The organism is Flavobacterium silvaticum (genome assembly GCF_012911565.1).
GTDB classification, from domain to species: Bacteria; Bacteroidota; Bacteroidia; order Flavobacteriales; family Flavobacteriaceae; genus Flavobacterium; species Flavobacterium silvaticum.
In genome coordinates this window covers 19071-35883 of record NZ_JAAMPU010000106.1, presented here as the reverse complement: position 1 = coordinate 35883, position 16813 = coordinate 19071, and the positions used below count along the sequence as shown (strand labels likewise).

General features: G+C 38.0%; 13 protein-coding genes. 2 read left to right on the top strand and 11 right to left on the bottom strand.

The window, feature by feature from the left end; genetic code table 11:
• Nucleotides 1–29: 29 nt before the first annotated feature.
• From G6047_RS10685 to G6047_RS16845, 6 genes are all read right to left on the bottom strand, one after another.
• On the bottom strand, nt 30–446 hold the full coding sequence (locus G6047_RS10685) for a hypothetical protein (RefSeq protein ID WP_169527610.1): 417 nt from the start codon (nt 444–446) through the stop codon (nt 30–32).
• The gene (locus G6047_RS10680) at nt 447–4145 is read right to left on the bottom strand and encodes a DUF6443 domain-containing protein (protein WP_169527609.1); all 3699 of its coding nucleotides are present in this window, start codon (nt 4143–4145) and stop codon (nt 447–449) included.
• Between the two features lie 47 nt (nt 4146–4192).
• Entirely contained in the window at nt 4193–6130 is a 1938-nt protein-coding gene (locus tag G6047_RS10675) for a T9SS type A sorting domain-containing protein (RefSeq protein ID WP_169527608.1), read from the bottom strand.
• Between the two features lie 12 nt (nt 6131–6142).
• Nucleotides 6143–9685 (bottom strand): hypothetical protein, encoded by a 3543-nt coding sequence (locus G6047_RS10670; protein ID WP_169527607.1) that lies wholly within the window; start codon nt 9683–9685, stop codon nt 6143–6145.
• A gap of 716 nt (nt 9686–10401) precedes the next feature.
• Nucleotides 10402–11724 (bottom strand): APC family permease, encoded by a 1323-nt coding sequence (locus tag G6047_RS10665; protein ID WP_169527606.1) that lies wholly within the window; start codon nt 11722–11724, stop codon nt 10402–10404.
• 85 nt (nt 11725–11809) lie between these two features.
• Complete coding sequence (locus G6047_RS16845; RefSeq protein WP_262887853.1) at nt 11810–11935, bottom strand: hypothetical protein; 126 nt, start codon at nt 11933–11935, stop codon at nt 11810–11812.
• Between the two features lie 283 nt (nt 11936–12218).
• Here G6047_RS16845 and G6047_RS10660 point away from each other — a divergent pair, with 283 nt between their 5' ends.
• Together G6047_RS10660 and G6047_RS10655 are read left to right on the top strand one after the other, a co-directional pair.
• A complete protein-coding gene (locus G6047_RS10660) occupies nt 12219–12764 on the top strand; it encodes a helix-turn-helix domain-containing protein (protein WP_169527605.1) in 546 nt (181 codons plus the stop codon).
• A gap of 65 nt (nt 12765–12829) precedes the next feature.
• Nucleotides 12830–13720: a vitamin K epoxide reductase family protein gene (locus tag G6047_RS10655; protein ID WP_169527604.1), complete on the top strand. Its 891-nt coding sequence runs from the start codon at nt 12830–12832 to the stop codon at nt 13718–13720.
• Between the two features lie 380 nt (nt 13721–14100).
• Here G6047_RS10655 and G6047_RS10650 read toward each other — a convergent pair whose 3' ends face one another.
• The 5 genes from G6047_RS10650 to G6047_RS10630 form a co-directional block, all read right to left on the bottom strand.
• The gene (locus G6047_RS10650; RefSeq protein WP_169527603.1) at nt 14101–14418 is read right to left on the bottom strand and encodes a hypothetical protein; all 318 of its coding nucleotides are present in this window, start codon (nt 14416–14418) and stop codon (nt 14101–14103) included.
• A gap of 92 nt (nt 14419–14510) precedes the next feature.
• A complete protein-coding gene (locus G6047_RS10645) occupies nt 14511–14936 on the bottom strand; it encodes a hypothetical protein (protein ID WP_169527602.1) in 426 nt (141 codons plus the stop codon).
• Between the two features lie 486 nt (nt 14937–15422).
• Nucleotides 15423–15770, bottom strand: a complete 348-nt coding sequence (locus tag G6047_RS10640; protein WP_169527601.1) for a S24 family peptidase — start codon at nt 15768–15770, stop codon at nt 15423–15425.
• A gap of 64 nt (nt 15771–15834) precedes the next feature.
• A complete protein-coding gene (locus tag G6047_RS10635; RefSeq protein ID WP_169527600.1) occupies nt 15835–16278 on the bottom strand; it encodes a hypothetical protein in 444 nt (147 codons plus the stop codon).
• A gap of 2 nt (nt 16279–16280) precedes the next feature.
• Nucleotides 16281–16784, bottom strand: a complete 504-nt coding sequence (locus G6047_RS10630; RefSeq protein ID WP_169527599.1) for a hypothetical protein — start codon at nt 16782–16784, stop codon at nt 16281–16283.
• Nucleotides 16785–16813: the final 29 nt, after the last annotated feature.

The window sequence follows — 16813 nt, the reverse complement described above, 5'->3', positions numbered from 1 at the left end:
TTTAATAGGTTCCTTCAAGTCCTTCGATTTCAATTTTCCAAACTAGGATTTTTATTCTTTGGACTTTGAATATTCCATAAAATACGAATACCTATCAAACAAATTGGATAGAAAAATAAAATATAATTTTCATCTGAAATTGCATAAAAAAGAATGTGATAAAGTAATGATCCTCCAGCAGCAATCATAAAGGATAACTCAAGAAATAGCAAATCTCCTATGATTTTAAGTAAAAAATTAGTAGTAGAAAATATTAATGATCTTAAAACTGAGGTTAGAAAAAAAATAAAGTATACTAAAATGCTTCCAAATAAGTTATAAGAAAATAGTTCCCAGTCATTTACAGATTGAAAAATTATAAAAAGGGTAAAGTTTATAAGATTAAATACTAGCAACACTACACAAAACTCAAGTGCTGAACGTCTGATTATTTGTGATTTTTTCATTTATTGGAAGATTACATATGTACGTGTTTCCGTTGTTTTTGTCCACCCACCTTTCCCGTTAGGTTTATATCGGTCGCCGGTTGAACTAAAAACTTTCATATTAGTGGTGGTTTTAGTATGACCATTTCGGGCATTCATATAATTTTTTATAGCATCTACTTGATTTCCTCCAACACTAAAAGTTTTTTGACCTTCTAATAATCTTACCTCAGTTTCAAAAACCGCTGAATTTTGTTCAGTTGTTCCTCCCGACTTTGCAACATACTCGAAAGTAAACATGTCTTTTTGAAAACCACCTAACATATTTACTAGACCATTTGCGTATTCTAAGTAAAGTTCAGGTCTATTAGCAATTTTATCGGGAGAATGGCCTCGAAATAAATGTCCGGGACCAGTCCAATACATATCGCCATCGTCGTCGCTATGAGCATGACTATCACCATATCTATGTAAGGAATACCCTTGTTGACGTGCATTATTGGTTCTGAAATAACCTATTTCTGACTTTCTTACTTCGTCTTCTCGAGTACCGCCTGTTAGCGCATGAACATCTACTTGCCAATCGAGATAAGCCCATGTATTAGTGGAATTTAAAATATCACCACGATCTGACATTCGGTTATCTGGTATTTCTGCGTAATAAGCCAATTCTCTGGCATTTGTATGCCCTGTCATCAGCGCAGCAAGATAAACTGTCCAATAATGGCCATCAGTTTCATAATTGCCATCTGGGTCAACAAATGTCATCGGATTATTAAAAGCGTATCGATACGGCGTCCAAGAAACGGCTTTTTCCGCATAAATATCCGGGCTTAACCATCTACCAATCACTGGGTCATAATTTCTGCTGCCGTATTCATAAATATTCAAACCTAGCTCATCCTGCCACTCTTTCCCGTTATACTTATATTTATACTTACATTCAGTACAAGTAGTTAAGTCAATTTCCCCACCGCTATCCTCGTATTGCATCTGAGTTACATTGTAATTCTTATGTTTCATCCCAAAAGGATAATAATTGTTCTCGGAAAGTATTTTTACTTTTCCAGAAGAAAGACCAAAACTTATTCTGATATTTCCTAAATGATCCAGATAGTTATAAACGTAGCTCCATCTTATGCTAGGTAGCGTTGGTGGAAAGGTATTTGGATTCCCCAGACCTTGACTTACAGATATATATCCTTCTGATGTTGGAAGCAATTCAAGTGCTCCATTGTTTGTCTGAAAGCCATCCAAATAGTCGATAGTTGTGACTACGGAATTTTCGGTAACTGTTTTCTTTACTTTTTGCCCAAGAGCATTATATAAATATTCAATTTTATTACCGTTGTTGAAAATAATAGCATTGGGCTGGTTTACGTGATTGTAAGTGATTGGATTACTGTAAATTCCTTTGTGAATATCTTTTGTCATATTTCCATTCAGATCGTAATCATATTCAAAAGGCTGAACACCACTGACGTCTTTGAATCCTGCTGTTGTAGCCCCATCCAAAATTCTGGTTAATCGGTTTGGATTATCAGTGTCAGTGTAAGAATAGGTTAACTGATCGATTTGTAGTGGATTGACCGCTGAAGCATCGTCATAATCACCATTTCGCGTTAAGTTAGAGATATTTCCGACCTTATCATACCAGATCGCTTCATTGTACATTTGGGTATTGTCTGTGCTGCCAGTAGCACCTTTAATATAGTTAGCCAATTTGAGGCGGTTCAGATAATCGTAAGTATAAGCATATTTTCGTCTTTGATTGTCGTTTCCTGTTCGCCAATAAGATTCCGATATATTCCCGTTGTAAAGTTCTTTGCCAACGTATGTCGCTTGGTCTTCCAAGGTGTCGTAGTTCAATTTGAAATTAAATAAATCCCAGGGATTTTCTGCCTGCACAATTGATGTTGGAGGCGGAGTAATTGAATTCACGTCATTAATACCCTTTAACCACCCACGGATGTTGTAGGTATAATCCATTTTTTGTAGGCATGTAGCACCGCTGACATCTGTACCACCAACTTTTTTGATTTCCAAGTCGCCAAATGCGTCGTATGTATTTTTTGACAATAACTGTGGGCTTCCGGTGTTGAATTTATGTGTATGAATTAAAGGTCTGCCTTGATTGGTATATGTGAATTCTTCTGCGATGGAAAAAATATCCGACGAACTTATTCGCCGGTACGTAGTTTCCGACTTAATTGTTTTACCTACAAAATCGACTTTGCTATCTACCTGAAAATAGCCGGTCAGGTAATTGGTCTTATATGTCCTGACCGGAAATGCTTTTTCATCATACAGCATATAGGTTGTTTCGCCTCTCCCAGTGGAAGTCGAAAGTTCCGGAACCCTGACATATTTTCCTGTAGGCATTCCTTTTGGCTTATCCGTATTGCGATATTTTACAGGTTGAGTTTGATCTGACATAACGAAAGACGGGATACTCGCATCTGCAGGAGCTCCAGGGAAATCATAACTGTCATAGTAATTGACCGTTAAAATGGGAATGCTTGCCGAAAGTACCGGCCAGGCACTGTTGCTATATTTAAAGGAAACTCCATTGAAGGTGGTTACTGCCGTAGTCGAGGTGCGTGACTCATTCAATGGCATCATCTGTAAATTCTGCGTATCCCGGTCATTTTGGAGTGCCACCCGTCCGCTGGATGTTAACGTTCCAGTTGTCCAACCAGTTATGCACGGACGATTAAAAGTATCATATTTTGTAAATAGCCATCCTTGACCAGTTCCATTGGTAAAAGGTGAAAATGAGGGTCCGGTAGCAACAACTCTGTCTAACTTATCATACACTATAAATTCCCATTGTTTTCCCGGAACTTTTTTCTCTACGATCCTGTTACGGCTGTCGTACCTATACTGATAACAATATCTATCCAAAACTGTTTGAGTGATGGGCGCACTCAAATCTACGTTTGGAGGCAAGACGTAGTTGAGATTACCATATTGATCATATACATAATACGTGGAAAGTTGATCCACTCCGTTATACGTCCTTTTTAAAACAATCTTGCCATCTTTTTCTTTGAATTCTTCGGTAGTATTGTTGGTTCCTGAAACCCAATTTTCGTCTTTTACAATCGTTTTGAATAATCTGCCCGGATTGTAATATATAGTTGATGAAGGGGGTAGTGCAGAATAATATTTTGATGTAGCGTTCCAGTTTACAGCAATTGTAAACTGGCGTACTTCATTCAAGATATTTGTCTGGTACTCATATTTTACTTCATGTCCGCTTCCCATTGCCCAGGAATTGCCCGGTGCAGCTTCTTTTAAGATTCTGCCTAAAGGTGATGGTTCAAGGAGTTTTTCAGTATATGGGTTGGCTGTTACGCCTCTGAAAGTGCTGAAAAATTGATCTAAAGATGTTTGGATATTAGCGGTGGGCACGCAATTTAGCGTTTGATCGTTTATTTCAGCAGGCAGGTAGTTTTGAATTTGTCTTCCAAATCCATCATACGGGATATGGGTGAATAGATTCTTGTCGTGTCCGGACGCCTGTTGATCGATTTTTTGTTTCGGTCGCCCCAAACCGTCATAATATACTATGGAAACCTGTTTTTGGCTTGCAGTTAGAAGACTCACGTCGGTAGTTGGCGCGGTGCAGGTTGTGGTTATGATATAATTCTCATTAATACATTGCCCCAACATTCCCCAGCTTACAAAAGAGAATATTATCAGGTAAATTTTTTTCATGATGTAAACGTATAGTTTCAATAGACTTTTTTTATTTTAATTCAATCTTAACTGCCTGAACGCATAACTTTTACGCTTCCATCACCCTTATTTGTTTTGACATTAATTACATAGATGCCCTCAGGATATTGGGACAGGTTAACAGGAATTGTTCTGTCAGAAGATATTTTAAAGCTATTGAGTTGTCTGCCAGATAAGTCAAAAATGGTTACGGTTCCATATTGGAAGTCATAACCTACAATAACATTTGTGTAATCCCTTGACGGGTTAGGTATTGCCTCAAGATTGGTTTTTACCTTTTCTTCTTTGTCTCTGTCCTTAAGTTTTATAACCCAGAAATCATTATTGCCCAGGTTATTGCTTTTACTTCTGGAAGCCGGAATTTTACTTTTATGTGATCCACCTATTAAATTGCCCATATCCAAAGCTTTAGAATTATTTCCGTCTTGGACTAAATCTGACGGAGCATTTGTGGAAAATTTCATCGGGCTATTTTTATCCAAAGGGATATTGTCATGAATTGTTTCGGTTACTTCTGTGACCTGTTCGTTATAGAAATCATTTACAGTATCCAAACCTTCTTCTTTTTGCTTTCCTATTTGGTCTTGAAGTTTTTGAACGCCAGCTACATTTTCATCACTCCCTACAATCAGATTTGACTTATTACCCTTGTTCTCCTTACTATCTGAATGACGATGTGCAACCGGATTGGATGTCCCGGCCAGCAAGTATCCTCCGTCGCGTGTTTCTATAAGTTTGCGTAAAACATCATCTCCTTCGCTTCCAATACTTTTATCCCAAAGGACACCACCATTCGAATCCGTCTTTATAGCTATATAATCATTGATTGACTCTTTTTCTTTTCCGGATTTGCCCTCCATCTCACTACGGGCGTATCCTCCGATAAGCAATGTTCCATCCTTGTTTTCGATTATTGAGGTAAGAATATCCGCTTTTCCAAAGTCATAGCTTTGTTGCCAAAGGCTATTACCGTCAGGATCCATTTTGACAATCCAAAAATCACTTCCGTTTCGGCATGAGCTGGTCTTATTTCCAGATGCTGATGAAAATGAATTTCCACCGGCTATGTAGTCCCCATCTTCAGTCTGTATGATTGAAAATAACTGGTCGTCTGCTTCCCCTCCAAAACACTTTTGCCATTCAATAAGCCCATCTTTATTTATTTTTATTATCCAATAATCACCTAAACCGAATCCTTGGGCGGTTTTGTCTCCAGAAATAGGTGAGTTGGAATAGCCTCCTATTATAGCACCTCCATCCGAGGTAATGGAAAGACACCTTAAATTGTCCGCAAATTGCCCCCCGTAAGTTTTTTGCCAGATTATTGTGCCTTTGGCATCGAGTTTAATAATCCAATAATCTAAACTGCCACGGCTATTTTCATGCTTTTCGCCAATTATGTCATTATCTTTTGAATATTTTACGTCGGATTCCGAACTTCCTCCTAACAGATATCCACCATCTTTAGTCGGTTCGATGGCGACCAGATCATCACCGCTTACTCCCCCTATCGTTTTCTGCCATTGTTCACCACCTCCGGCATCGAGTTTTATAATCCAGTAATCTTTTTCGCCACGACTGTCTTCTTTTTTGTCTTGTCCTTTTGGAGAGTCGGAGCTTCCAGCCAATATGAATCCTCCATCTAAAGTAGTTCGAATACTTCTGAGCATATCCATGCCACTACCGCCAAATGATTTTTGCCAATCCAACTCACCGTGTTCATCCATCTTCCATACCCAATAATCAAGATCTCCCTGGTTTATTTGAGTTTTATTACCTGTTTTTCCGGATGCAGAGCTGCCAGCCAAGATGAATCCATAATCAGCAGAGGGAATGGCATCGAATAAATATTCGGCATTATCACCACCATATGATTTTTCCCATCTTACATCCTGAGAAAAGGTAGCAGGGGATAGCAATATTGCAAGCAAAAAGGATATATTATGTATGAGAGATATTTTCATTTTAATCTATAATTACTGTTTGAGATGGTAAGTGAATTCCTTTAGGATTTTTCCGCCATTATCCAGAATATGTTTAAGCCTGCCTTGGGAATCATATTTATAAAAGGTGATGTTACCCTTTTCATCTGTTACACTCGACATACCGACTAACGGTTTATAAGTATATACTGTTATCATTGAGTTTTGCAGGTTTGAGGCGCTCCTCATAGCGTTCAAAGCATCTCGCAATAATTGTTCATTAGATTCGCTATATGATGCATTTGAAGTTGTCTGTTTGCTTGATGCCACAGACTCGATTAAACTGAAAGTGGCATTTTCGAACTTTGCCATAGGAAGTGATTTGTTATATCCCCATAATATGGCTGTTGGTATACCAAACTCAGAAGTATATTGAATTAGATTGCCTTGATTGTCATATTGGTCGAAAGTCATTTTTCTTTCAAGCTGTCCAAGGTTACCCAGAGGAACTGTATTGATTACTGGAAAATTATTTGGGAATTTTGCCTTATAAATATATTTGGGCAACAGATAATTCGAAGTGGTCGCATCCTGGGCGAAAACCGTGCGCTCTTCGGATATTTTAAAGGAGTTTTTATAACTCTCTATTTTTACTGGTTCACCAACGCGATTTGCATTCACCAAGTCTGTCATCAAAGGTTCTCCCATCATGTTTTGAGGATAATAATATTTCGTCATCACCGCATCATTACTACTTGAGGTATATTCTTCCCTGCTTATTCCTGTATATGCAGGTACTGCGTCATAGAAATAATAATTTAATTGTGTTACTGCTCCCGTAGGGAAGTAATTGGTAGTAAGTTTACTTTTTATTTTATCAAAGCCTGAATATCTTTTAAAGTATGGGACCCTGACTGACGGAGGCCAAGTTGATTGAGCGGTCATAATTCCATTCACATCGGGTTGAAAAAGATTTATAGGATTAAATAATCCTCCGTTCGGAAGTTCACTTGGTATATGTTTTTGGATTGGTATGACCTGGTTTTCAAATTCAGTTAGATTAAGGTAATCTGTTGCAAAGTCATCCACGTAACCTTTGTCCTGCTCCAAATCTAATCCATAGTAATCATAGGTTTCTCTCTTTACCTCGACGCCGTTTGCATAGTCTGATTTTTGCATTAATTTCCCACTCTGCCAAACATTAGGCTCAAATTCCATTAAGTTCATATTGTAATAATAAGACGAGAACATTTGATTGGCGAACGAGTATAGATATTCAGTGCTGATAGTCTTGGTGGGATCTGTGATATCTATATCGGTTTTGACTACCCGTTTATATCCCACATTTGTGCCTTTGGTTTTACTCATTGGCAAAGTGGATTCAGAACTTATCCGTTGGAAATATTTAATTACCAGATTTGGATTAGAATCCATAGGGGATTCCTCATATTTTTGATTTACATACTCCCAAAAAGATGGAACAAAAGTTACTTTTCCGCTTGGCTTGCCATTAGTGAAATTATAAGAATATGATGTTTTGGAGGCGTGTTCCGGGCTATAAGAATTGATTTCTTTAACTCTTAAACCGCCAATACGGATGATTTTATTGGTCATCCGTTTGAGTTTTAGACTAATCCCTGTACTATGAGGAACATTTATGTTCCATGAAGGATTTACAGTTCCGGTTGATGTTAAATAGCTCTGGTTTAATTCAATTTTGAAACGATAGCTGCCCGGACTTGGAACATATGATGTAGAAAAGTTACCTGATGGATTAAAATCTTTAGAAATAGTTTGAGATACCGTTGTGGCCCAAGACGTTCCGTTCCACTTTTCAAGAGTGCATTTAGCATAATTATTCCCAACATAAGTTTGGTATCCGGGAATCATTGTGTATAATGTACTGTTTATAGTTAAGTTGTCCTGATTTGAAGGCAGGACAGTTGAATCAATTTCAAATTGTTCGCCTGTTAAATAATGTATCCGATATGGATAATATTGATCGGCAACAGGAGTAGGATTATAGTTATTTAGCGCGTATCCTGAAATACTTAAGCTTTTCCACTCATATTCATACATTTCATCTGTAATATCCTTTAATAATGTAAAAGCATACGAATTTTCATCTCCATCAATTTTGTGGAGTTCATAATCATATGTCGCATATCCGCCCTCAGGATAGGTTATTTTTTTTAACGAAAAAGTTTTCGTATACGTTTCGTCAATCTTTGGATAGCAGTTTTGTGTACATGAAGAATTGTACATTTTAGGCTCAAGTGATTGATAAAAATCCCCATTGAAATATCCCCAAGCATCTCTGGCGCCCGAGTCTTTTGAAGGTATTTTGTCAAAGACAAAATATTCAAATGAATGTTTATCACCAACGACATTATCAGAATCAACGACGTCGATTCCATCTAATCTCAGTCTTTTTTTTCTGGTTTCATCCAATCCAGGATAGTTGGAATTACTGGCAGTTTGGGTAGATACGAAATAGGTCTGATTGAGTCGGAAAGTCTTCACCAATTGATCGACACCGGCAATACGCTGATAAACTTTAATTTCTTTCAGACGTTTCGCTCCCGTCATAAGATCTTCCCGTGTATCATATACGAACTTTATATTTCCGTTAGGAAAATTAATTTGAGAAATCAGTGCTTCCCGATTCATATAACCGATTGCACTTCCTGGGTTCACGGGTGCAGGAGCACCATAAGGGACATCTCCAATATAACCAGCATATGTTGTACGGTAACCAGAAGCATACTCACAATAAGTGTAATCGTATGTGATCAAATTATTCTTAATGGACTTTATTTTCTTTATTTTCCAATTGTTGTCAAAATAATTCCCTCCATTTCTCCTAACCGAACTTCGGGCATCTTCGCCAAAAGTAACTTCAGTTCCAGTAGACAGCTTCGCTTTCAATTGATAAAATACATTCCCATAACCGGCCATATATTGAAGTGTATGTGAGAGTTTGGTATCTGTAATTGGGAAGCCCAAATAGTTTCCGAATTGTTGGTTATACATAAATGAGCATGATTCCCCTAAAGCACTGAAAAAAAATTCGTCAGGTCGTGTATCTACCGTTCCCTGATATGTCAAATACGGATCGCTATGATAAATCGCATCCCTGCACAGATGCTGTCTATCAAAATATTTCGTTATATAATCGTCATAGTTGATATACACAATCGGATTTTTTAGTGTTCCAAGGCCAGCATTGCTATTATAATCTGTAGTCACGAATGATCTTTCGTCAGGCGCACCATTATTTTTCCGGCTAATTTCTCCTCCAATGTTCAAATGCCACCCCAGGCCTACAATAGTTGCCTCTTCCTCAACCCGAATCCCTCCTGAATTGTAGGAAATCGAGATAGGAATTTGTATGTCGTCCATTTCGATAGTATAGATGGGGATGTCAACGTTAGTCTGACCTGAGAAGCTACTGATTTCGTTATTAAATCGTTTTTTAAACGAATAGCTTTCAGGTGTCATGGGGATAATATCCGTATAGTCATTGGATTTTTGAGCAGTTGCGGAAGTGTATCCTCCAAAAAGGATAAAGAGAATAATCAAATAAAAATTATTCATTGTAGACATTTATTAATTAAACAGGGCGTAAGGATTTGAGCCAAATGCTTGAGTGGTTATACAGAAATTTTGGCCAAATATATACAAAAGAAGTAGTCCTAAAGAAAACTTAAAATTATTTTTAGAACTAGAAGGAAGAGATGATATTTTGTTTAAATCAAGGTCCAAAGCAGAATTCAAAAGTACAAGGCGCAATTAGAAAAATTGAGGGTACCTGCGGAATTAGACCAAGATGCCGTCATAAGTTTTATAAAAGACAATAGGCTAGATAGAATCACCTACTTAGACGAAAGAAAAGAATTCTCGACAGGACAATTCATCAATCCCGATTTCTGGTTTAGTAAGCTGCAACTTGCAAAACCACCATCTGAAGAAAATACATATTTGAATACGTAACTCAGCCTGATTAAGAATAAGATTAATCAGGCTTTTTTGTTTTTACAGCTGAATGATTCGGAATTTGATGTGAATGATGTTTACAAAACTTACAAAGGAGAAACCATAGCCAGAGAGAAAAAAGTTCTTGAAACGGATTGAGAATATCTGGTTAGGATAAAAGCTTTGGTAGGTAAGGGATTGGAATTGGTCACGTATAATAAGCACGTTGAGTCGTTTAATCATCTCCAAGATTTTATAAAATTCCAGTTTCAGGCAAAAGATATTAAACTGTCTGAATTGAAAGGAAACTTTCTCGACAACTACCAGCGTACTTTCTTTTATTTCCTGCCCAATTTCTTCAATATCCTGAAAACCGGCCACGACAAAACCGTCACCACAACCATAACAACCAAACTCTTGCGGTCGCTATATCCAAACCCAAAAAGTATGGCGAGTGAAACCAACACTAAAATGAGTGGCGTTACCGGATAACCCCACGTTTTGAAAGGACGCGGCAGGTCAGGTTCCGAAATGCGGAGCTTGATGAGCGAGATGTACGACAGGCTCCAGACCGTGACACCAAAGAAGGTGCCGAGCAGATTCAATTCGTTGAACGATCCGATACAGATGAGTGTCAGTGAAAATGCCGATGAAATCAACAAGGAAACAATTGGAGTTCCGCCTGAATTGACACGTTGGCCGGCCGGAATAAAATACCCGTCGCGACTCAGTCCATACAAAATGCGAGGCGGGATCATCATAAATGCATTAAGGATCCCAATAATGGAAAAGATGGCGATTACGGTGACGATTGTCGATCCGCGTTCCCCGAAAACAACTTTTGCCACATCTGATGCGACCAAGGGCGAATGTGCGACCGATGCAACGGGCAAAACATAAAAATACGCCATATTCAGAAGTACATAAATAGCCATGACAATCAGCGCGCCCGTAAACAACGAACGCGGGATATTCCGCGACGGATTCTCATCTTCCTCGGCAAAAAAACTGACCGAATACCAACCATCGTAAGCCCCAAGAACCATTTGCAGCGATTTGAAAAAAGCTATGACAAAACCGGCATGCATGACTGGCGTATGGGTTTCGACATTCGGAATACGCACACCCGTATACATAAAGCACGCAACGATAAGCCCCACAAAAAATAAGACTTTGATGGTGCTGATGATTTGCTGTACGATGCTTCCGGTTTTGACTCCGGTGGTATGCAGCAATAAAAACCCAATAAGGAACGCGATGGCTATCAATGTCATGTGTTCGTGCAAAGCGGGAAACAGTATGATGATGTATTCACTGATCACAATACAGAAAACCGCCGGTGCAATGGCATTCGTGATATAATCGAACCAACCCGAGATGAAGCCGGCATAATCACCGAACGCGCGCTTCACATAGTTGTAAGACCCGCCTGCCTTTGGTATTGACGTTGCAAGTTCCGCATAAGCGCCGCAACCCATGAGTACGAAGATTCCACCTGCAATCCAGCAACCGATGATGAGCCAGTAGTTGTCGAGCAAGGCTGCAATTTCGCCTGGCGTCCGCAGGATTCCAACGCCAATGGTTCCGCCTATTAAGATAGCGATGCCGAAGCCGAGGCCGAGGACTTTGTGGAGCGGGTTGTTTTTTGGTGTCGATGTCATTTAGGTTGAAGTTATATTGGTTTGTAGCCTTATTCAGCTATGGTTTTTTAGGTGATGATAACCGCTAGGTTTGGCAGCAAAGCTGCTACGCTATGTCGGCTACCGTGACGTTGGTGATATAGGTCTGGGCGTATAGGTAATGTAACGAAGCGATGCAAAGATAACGCCTCTGTCCATCCCATGCTTTTTGCAAAAGGGAAAATAGTTTCACGTGTCTGGTTTTACTGGAAGGGGCTTTTGTAAAGAAAAGTATTTTTCTGATTTATAGAAGGTTGGTGGAGGTTTTTTTTGGGTTGGCTGTTGGATTTTGTTCGTGGCAAAATAAGAAGGATGTGAAAATTTTCCGGATTTCCAACCTTTACAAAGATTTTATCATCTGTAAAATAAACGTTGACAATTTTTCATTGACATTTTTTTTTGTCAGTAAAAAATTGTCAAAAAACATTGACAAAAAAATATCCAAAATAAAAATTGTCAACTAAATCTAGATCAGTATGAAAACAAACACAGAAATCAGGGATGCGTTTGGGCTTACGCAACGCGATATGGCAGCGATAACCGGGGTCAGCCGCAGCCAGTGGGCCATGTTTGAAACCGGAAAGATGCTTTTGCCGTCAAATGTCACGCGTTTATATCTGGCGCAACTCAAACAACTGGAACAAGAAAACAGCGATGATATAGATACAATGAAGAAATCCATGGAACCGAAAATCAGCGATTATATCAAAAAGGAACTGGATGAAAGTAATCACCAACTTTACATGGTCAAAAGGAAGATTGACAAGATGGAGAGCAAGCTGAAGCGGTTGAAAAACCTGGCGATAACCGGGCAAACGTTACGCGGGCAAGTAGGCAAGGGCATTTGTGTAGACCCTGCGGCTGAGGTTGTAATTTCCATAGCCGACAGGAGAAGTGACCGGAACTGTTTTATGGAATTGGTGAAGCTGGAAATTTTGAAGGAGAAATTGGAGTATTGGGTTGGGGTTTTGGAGGAGAAATTAAGAATTTTGAAGGAGAGGATGGAAGGGGTTCATGGGTAACATGGACTCTTAAACGTAACTTGATTAATTCTGAAAAAAAATTAAATTGCCTTATTTTTTGATTTATGAAACCAGAATTTGATTATCTATTCAGATATTTAAAATCCAGTAATATTCTACTTGATAAAGATGAGTTTATTTTTCAGGTTAAATGCCATCCGGATTACCCTTCATTATTGTCAATTTCAGAGACTTTGGCCCATTTTGACGTGACAAATTATGCGTTAAGGACATCTGATTTGGATTCGTTACCCCAATCTTTTATTGGAATGATGAATTTTGAAAATTCAGAGATTAGTTTATGCTATATAGAAAAGAAGGGAACATCTTTTATATGCCACTCGCAGAAAGGAGCTTTAAGACTAAGCAAAGAAGATTTCATAAAGAAGTGGGATAATCTGGCATTTATTGTGAATTTGAAAAATAATTCTGTCCGAACGAAATCCATCAGAAATTCTTTTTTACAAGGATTGTGTGTTTCTTTTTTCATAACTCTTTTGTTTTACTTACAGCCTAACTTTTTTGAATTGATATTGGTAGTTTGTTCTTTGATAGGGGGAATACTGGCAATAGGGGCACAGGAAAAAGTTTTTGACTCTGCGGGTGCATTCGTTCAATCATTGTGCTCTATAGGAAAAGCGACAAGTTGTACAAATGTTATAAATTCCAAAAAATGGAAATTATTTCAAATTTTAAACTTTAGTGATTTGTCCATAACTTATTTTGCCACGCAATTATTAGGTTATTCTTATTTCAAAGCTGCTGGGAATATCCCGGATTTTCTTATCGTTATTTCTTTTTTTCTAATGCTATCTCTCCCCCTGATACTTATTTCAATATACTATCAAAAGTACGTGGAAAAGAAATGGTGCCCAATTTGTATTTTAATATCTGGCGTACTGGTTATCGAGATGTTTTTTTGGGGAAGACTCATTTTTATTAATGAAGGCAAATAGATACCTCTTTACAGTTCTTTTCACTCTTGACCCTCACTCCCACATTTATTCAACACAAACACAGGGAAAATGTCGGTATTTGGGGGTAAAAGACCCGTAAACGGAGTTGTTTAGGAGCCTTTTGGATGGGGTAAATATAGGGAATTATGAGAAAAGATAAAACCATTTCGGTTATTTGGTTTTTAGTATTGTGTCTGACTTTTTATAATATGGTAACTTCTTTAGAGATAAAGTTTTTGGCGACCGATATTTTAAAGAGTCTTTCGCGTCCTTGAGTTCAACTTTCAGCGAATCGATTCTTGAATTCATGATTTTCATATCAGACGAGGTAATGCTATTTGTCAGGGCTGTATAAATTCCCAAAATAAGAGTAAATCCGCCTATGTAATAATCGGGGTTTCTGTACCAGCTATTCCTTTTAACTCAAGTTCTTTTCTTAAGAATTCTTCTCCTGCAGGATGTATCTTTGCTTCTACACACCTTATTAGTCCTTTTTCACCTTGCTGTCTATTAGACCAGGCCACGCGAAAATCGGCGAACTTATTTTGATGAAAATCTATGTTAACTGTAGAAACTTGAGAATTAAAATCATCTTTGAAATGTTTTTTCAGGAAATCTGTAATGTCTATGACAAATATTCTTGCATTCTGTTCTTTTAGGTGTTTTAAAACTAAAAATCGAATATCTTTTTTCTTCACAACACTTACATTTAATGATTTAGCAACGTAAATGTATGAAAAACCCCGGCGTAGTTCCGGGGTTTGGTTTTGTCTATGGTTATTAAGTCAAGTCAATTTAGTTCTCCGAAATATGTCATGGTTTTGTCGGCATAAGAAAACTGAATCAAGGTATGCGCAGGTTGTTTTGTAACGCATATAGTGGCCAAGTCTCCAAAATTATCCATGGCCTTTATGCCGCACATAGGATTATATTTGTCGGAAGAAATTACCTCATAATCTATTTCGGAACCGTCACCTAGATCCAAAGTCCATTTGGTTCCTTCTAACGTAAAATAGGCAGGCTGTTTCATTTTTTCGCCCATCATATGGGTTAACCTGAATACGATATGTTCAGGATCGATTTTGTTTTCCGAATACGCGATAGTTTCGGTAGGCGGTTCGCTGTTTAATGAGTTTTCTTCATCAATTCGCCTGTTATGGCAGGTCGCCCATACCAAAAGTAGCAGCAATGTTGCCGCGAGTAGTAATTTTTTCATGCTTGGTAGCTTTTCGGTGATTTTTTAATAAAAAATAGGCGCGGCTTTCTCCACGCATCACCTAGGTGCTACCAACACCTACAAAAGACAATGGATACAAGCCACGCCCAAACGGGCGCGTTGTATACATCATTTGTCTTTGTCATTTCAAGTGGTAGCTTCGGTGATGACAATAATGATTACAGCACGTTATTTTCTAACGCGAATATAATCATTATAAATTAGCATCCAATGACTTAGGTTTGTGAATAATTTCTAACTTAGTGTTCTCGAAATGAGAGTTTTCCGAAAATGAATACATAAACTGCTTGTATTCCGTACCAAAAAAAGGGCGCGGCTGTTAATCTGTGCCTCAAAGTTTGGTAGCTTCGGTGGGCAGGATTTTTCAGACCGCGCCTGTTTTATAAGACTTTTCCAATATACGGAATTATCAGCCAATTCGGGTTTATGTAATTGTAAACAAAAAACGCTTCCGGGAGTAGAAGGCTATATAGCTTGTTTAATTGTCTTCAGCGAGTGCGTAATTACGCCGCACACTTCGATACCTTCCATTAAGGTTTTGAAGCCGTTCTCAAGCATATACGCAACTTCCTGCTCAATTAAAACGCGCACTATTCTGAAAGAACCATCGAGTTTGACTGCAACTAAATCTTCATGGGTTATTTTAAGCCCGATATCGACGACAATTATATCTCCGTTTATGATACCTTCGTTATTATCCAAAAGTCCGGATACACGCAGATATGACACGTTAAAGGGTCTGTTACCTTTAACTTCCCTGTCAAGGCTTATGGTTGGTTCGTAATAGTCGTCTGTGGTTCCCAGAAATGCCATTCTGCAAATCTAGGAATAAATCGAAGGAATATTTTGCCAATTAACAGGCATAAAAAACCGGAGGTTAGTCCGGTTGTTCAGGAGATTGTTCTATTACAGGAATGAGGTCTAAGTCAACGCCTTGACCTTTTAAATATTTTTTGAATTTATCAAGATGCAGCACACAGAATCCATGGTCAGATTCTTTTAGTTTTTGGAATGTTTCAAAATCTGTGATTCCTTCATATCTAGCCACCTGAGAATAACGAAAAAGACTTTTGTATTCATTCCAAGCGTTTTTGCTTATAGCCATGATTGGAGAGTTCCTCAATGGACTGACGTTTCGTTCTATATCAATATGAGTTTCTCCAATATCAATTCCTCTTTTTGAAGCCAGTGCTTTTAGTCCATGTAGAGCAATATAAAAAAGGACCGTAATTTTCCAATCGAAAAAATTGGTTGCAAATTGTCCCTGTATGCAAGAATGAAAGTTTTGATTATGCGATGCTTGGTCTATATGATTTTGCATGCTTAACCAAATAAAAGTTCCTCTTTGCTTTTTATGTTGTCAACGAGACTTAAAGGTGTGAATTGAAAATATACAGGATATTTTGTAGAAATATCAATCAGGTCATAGACTTCAAAAAACTCGAAAATGGCATTCCTATTTTCGATATTGTCTTCTTTTAAGACGATTGAATAATACAGATTATTAATACTTGTATTGCTTTTATAAGCATTAAGTATAAAGTCGTTTTTAAAGGTTAAAAATGACCTTACCAGCGTATCAATAATTGATTTTATTTTCTCGTCAATTTCGTCCGTGACGTCTGATAAAGACCCGAGCGGATCTTTAATAGTTTTTTCCAAATCCTGTGCAAGTTTGTCTTTTGCCCCAAGCTTTAGAAGTTCGTAACTTTGACTTGCGTCTTGAGAATAGCTTTCTAACCTGGATTTGAATAGAACTAAAATTGCACGAAGTTGCTCATCGTCATTATCGATGCCTGTCCCGTTATTTTTTTTAAGCTTGCTCATTTTGAAATTGTAACTAGCGATAGTTATTA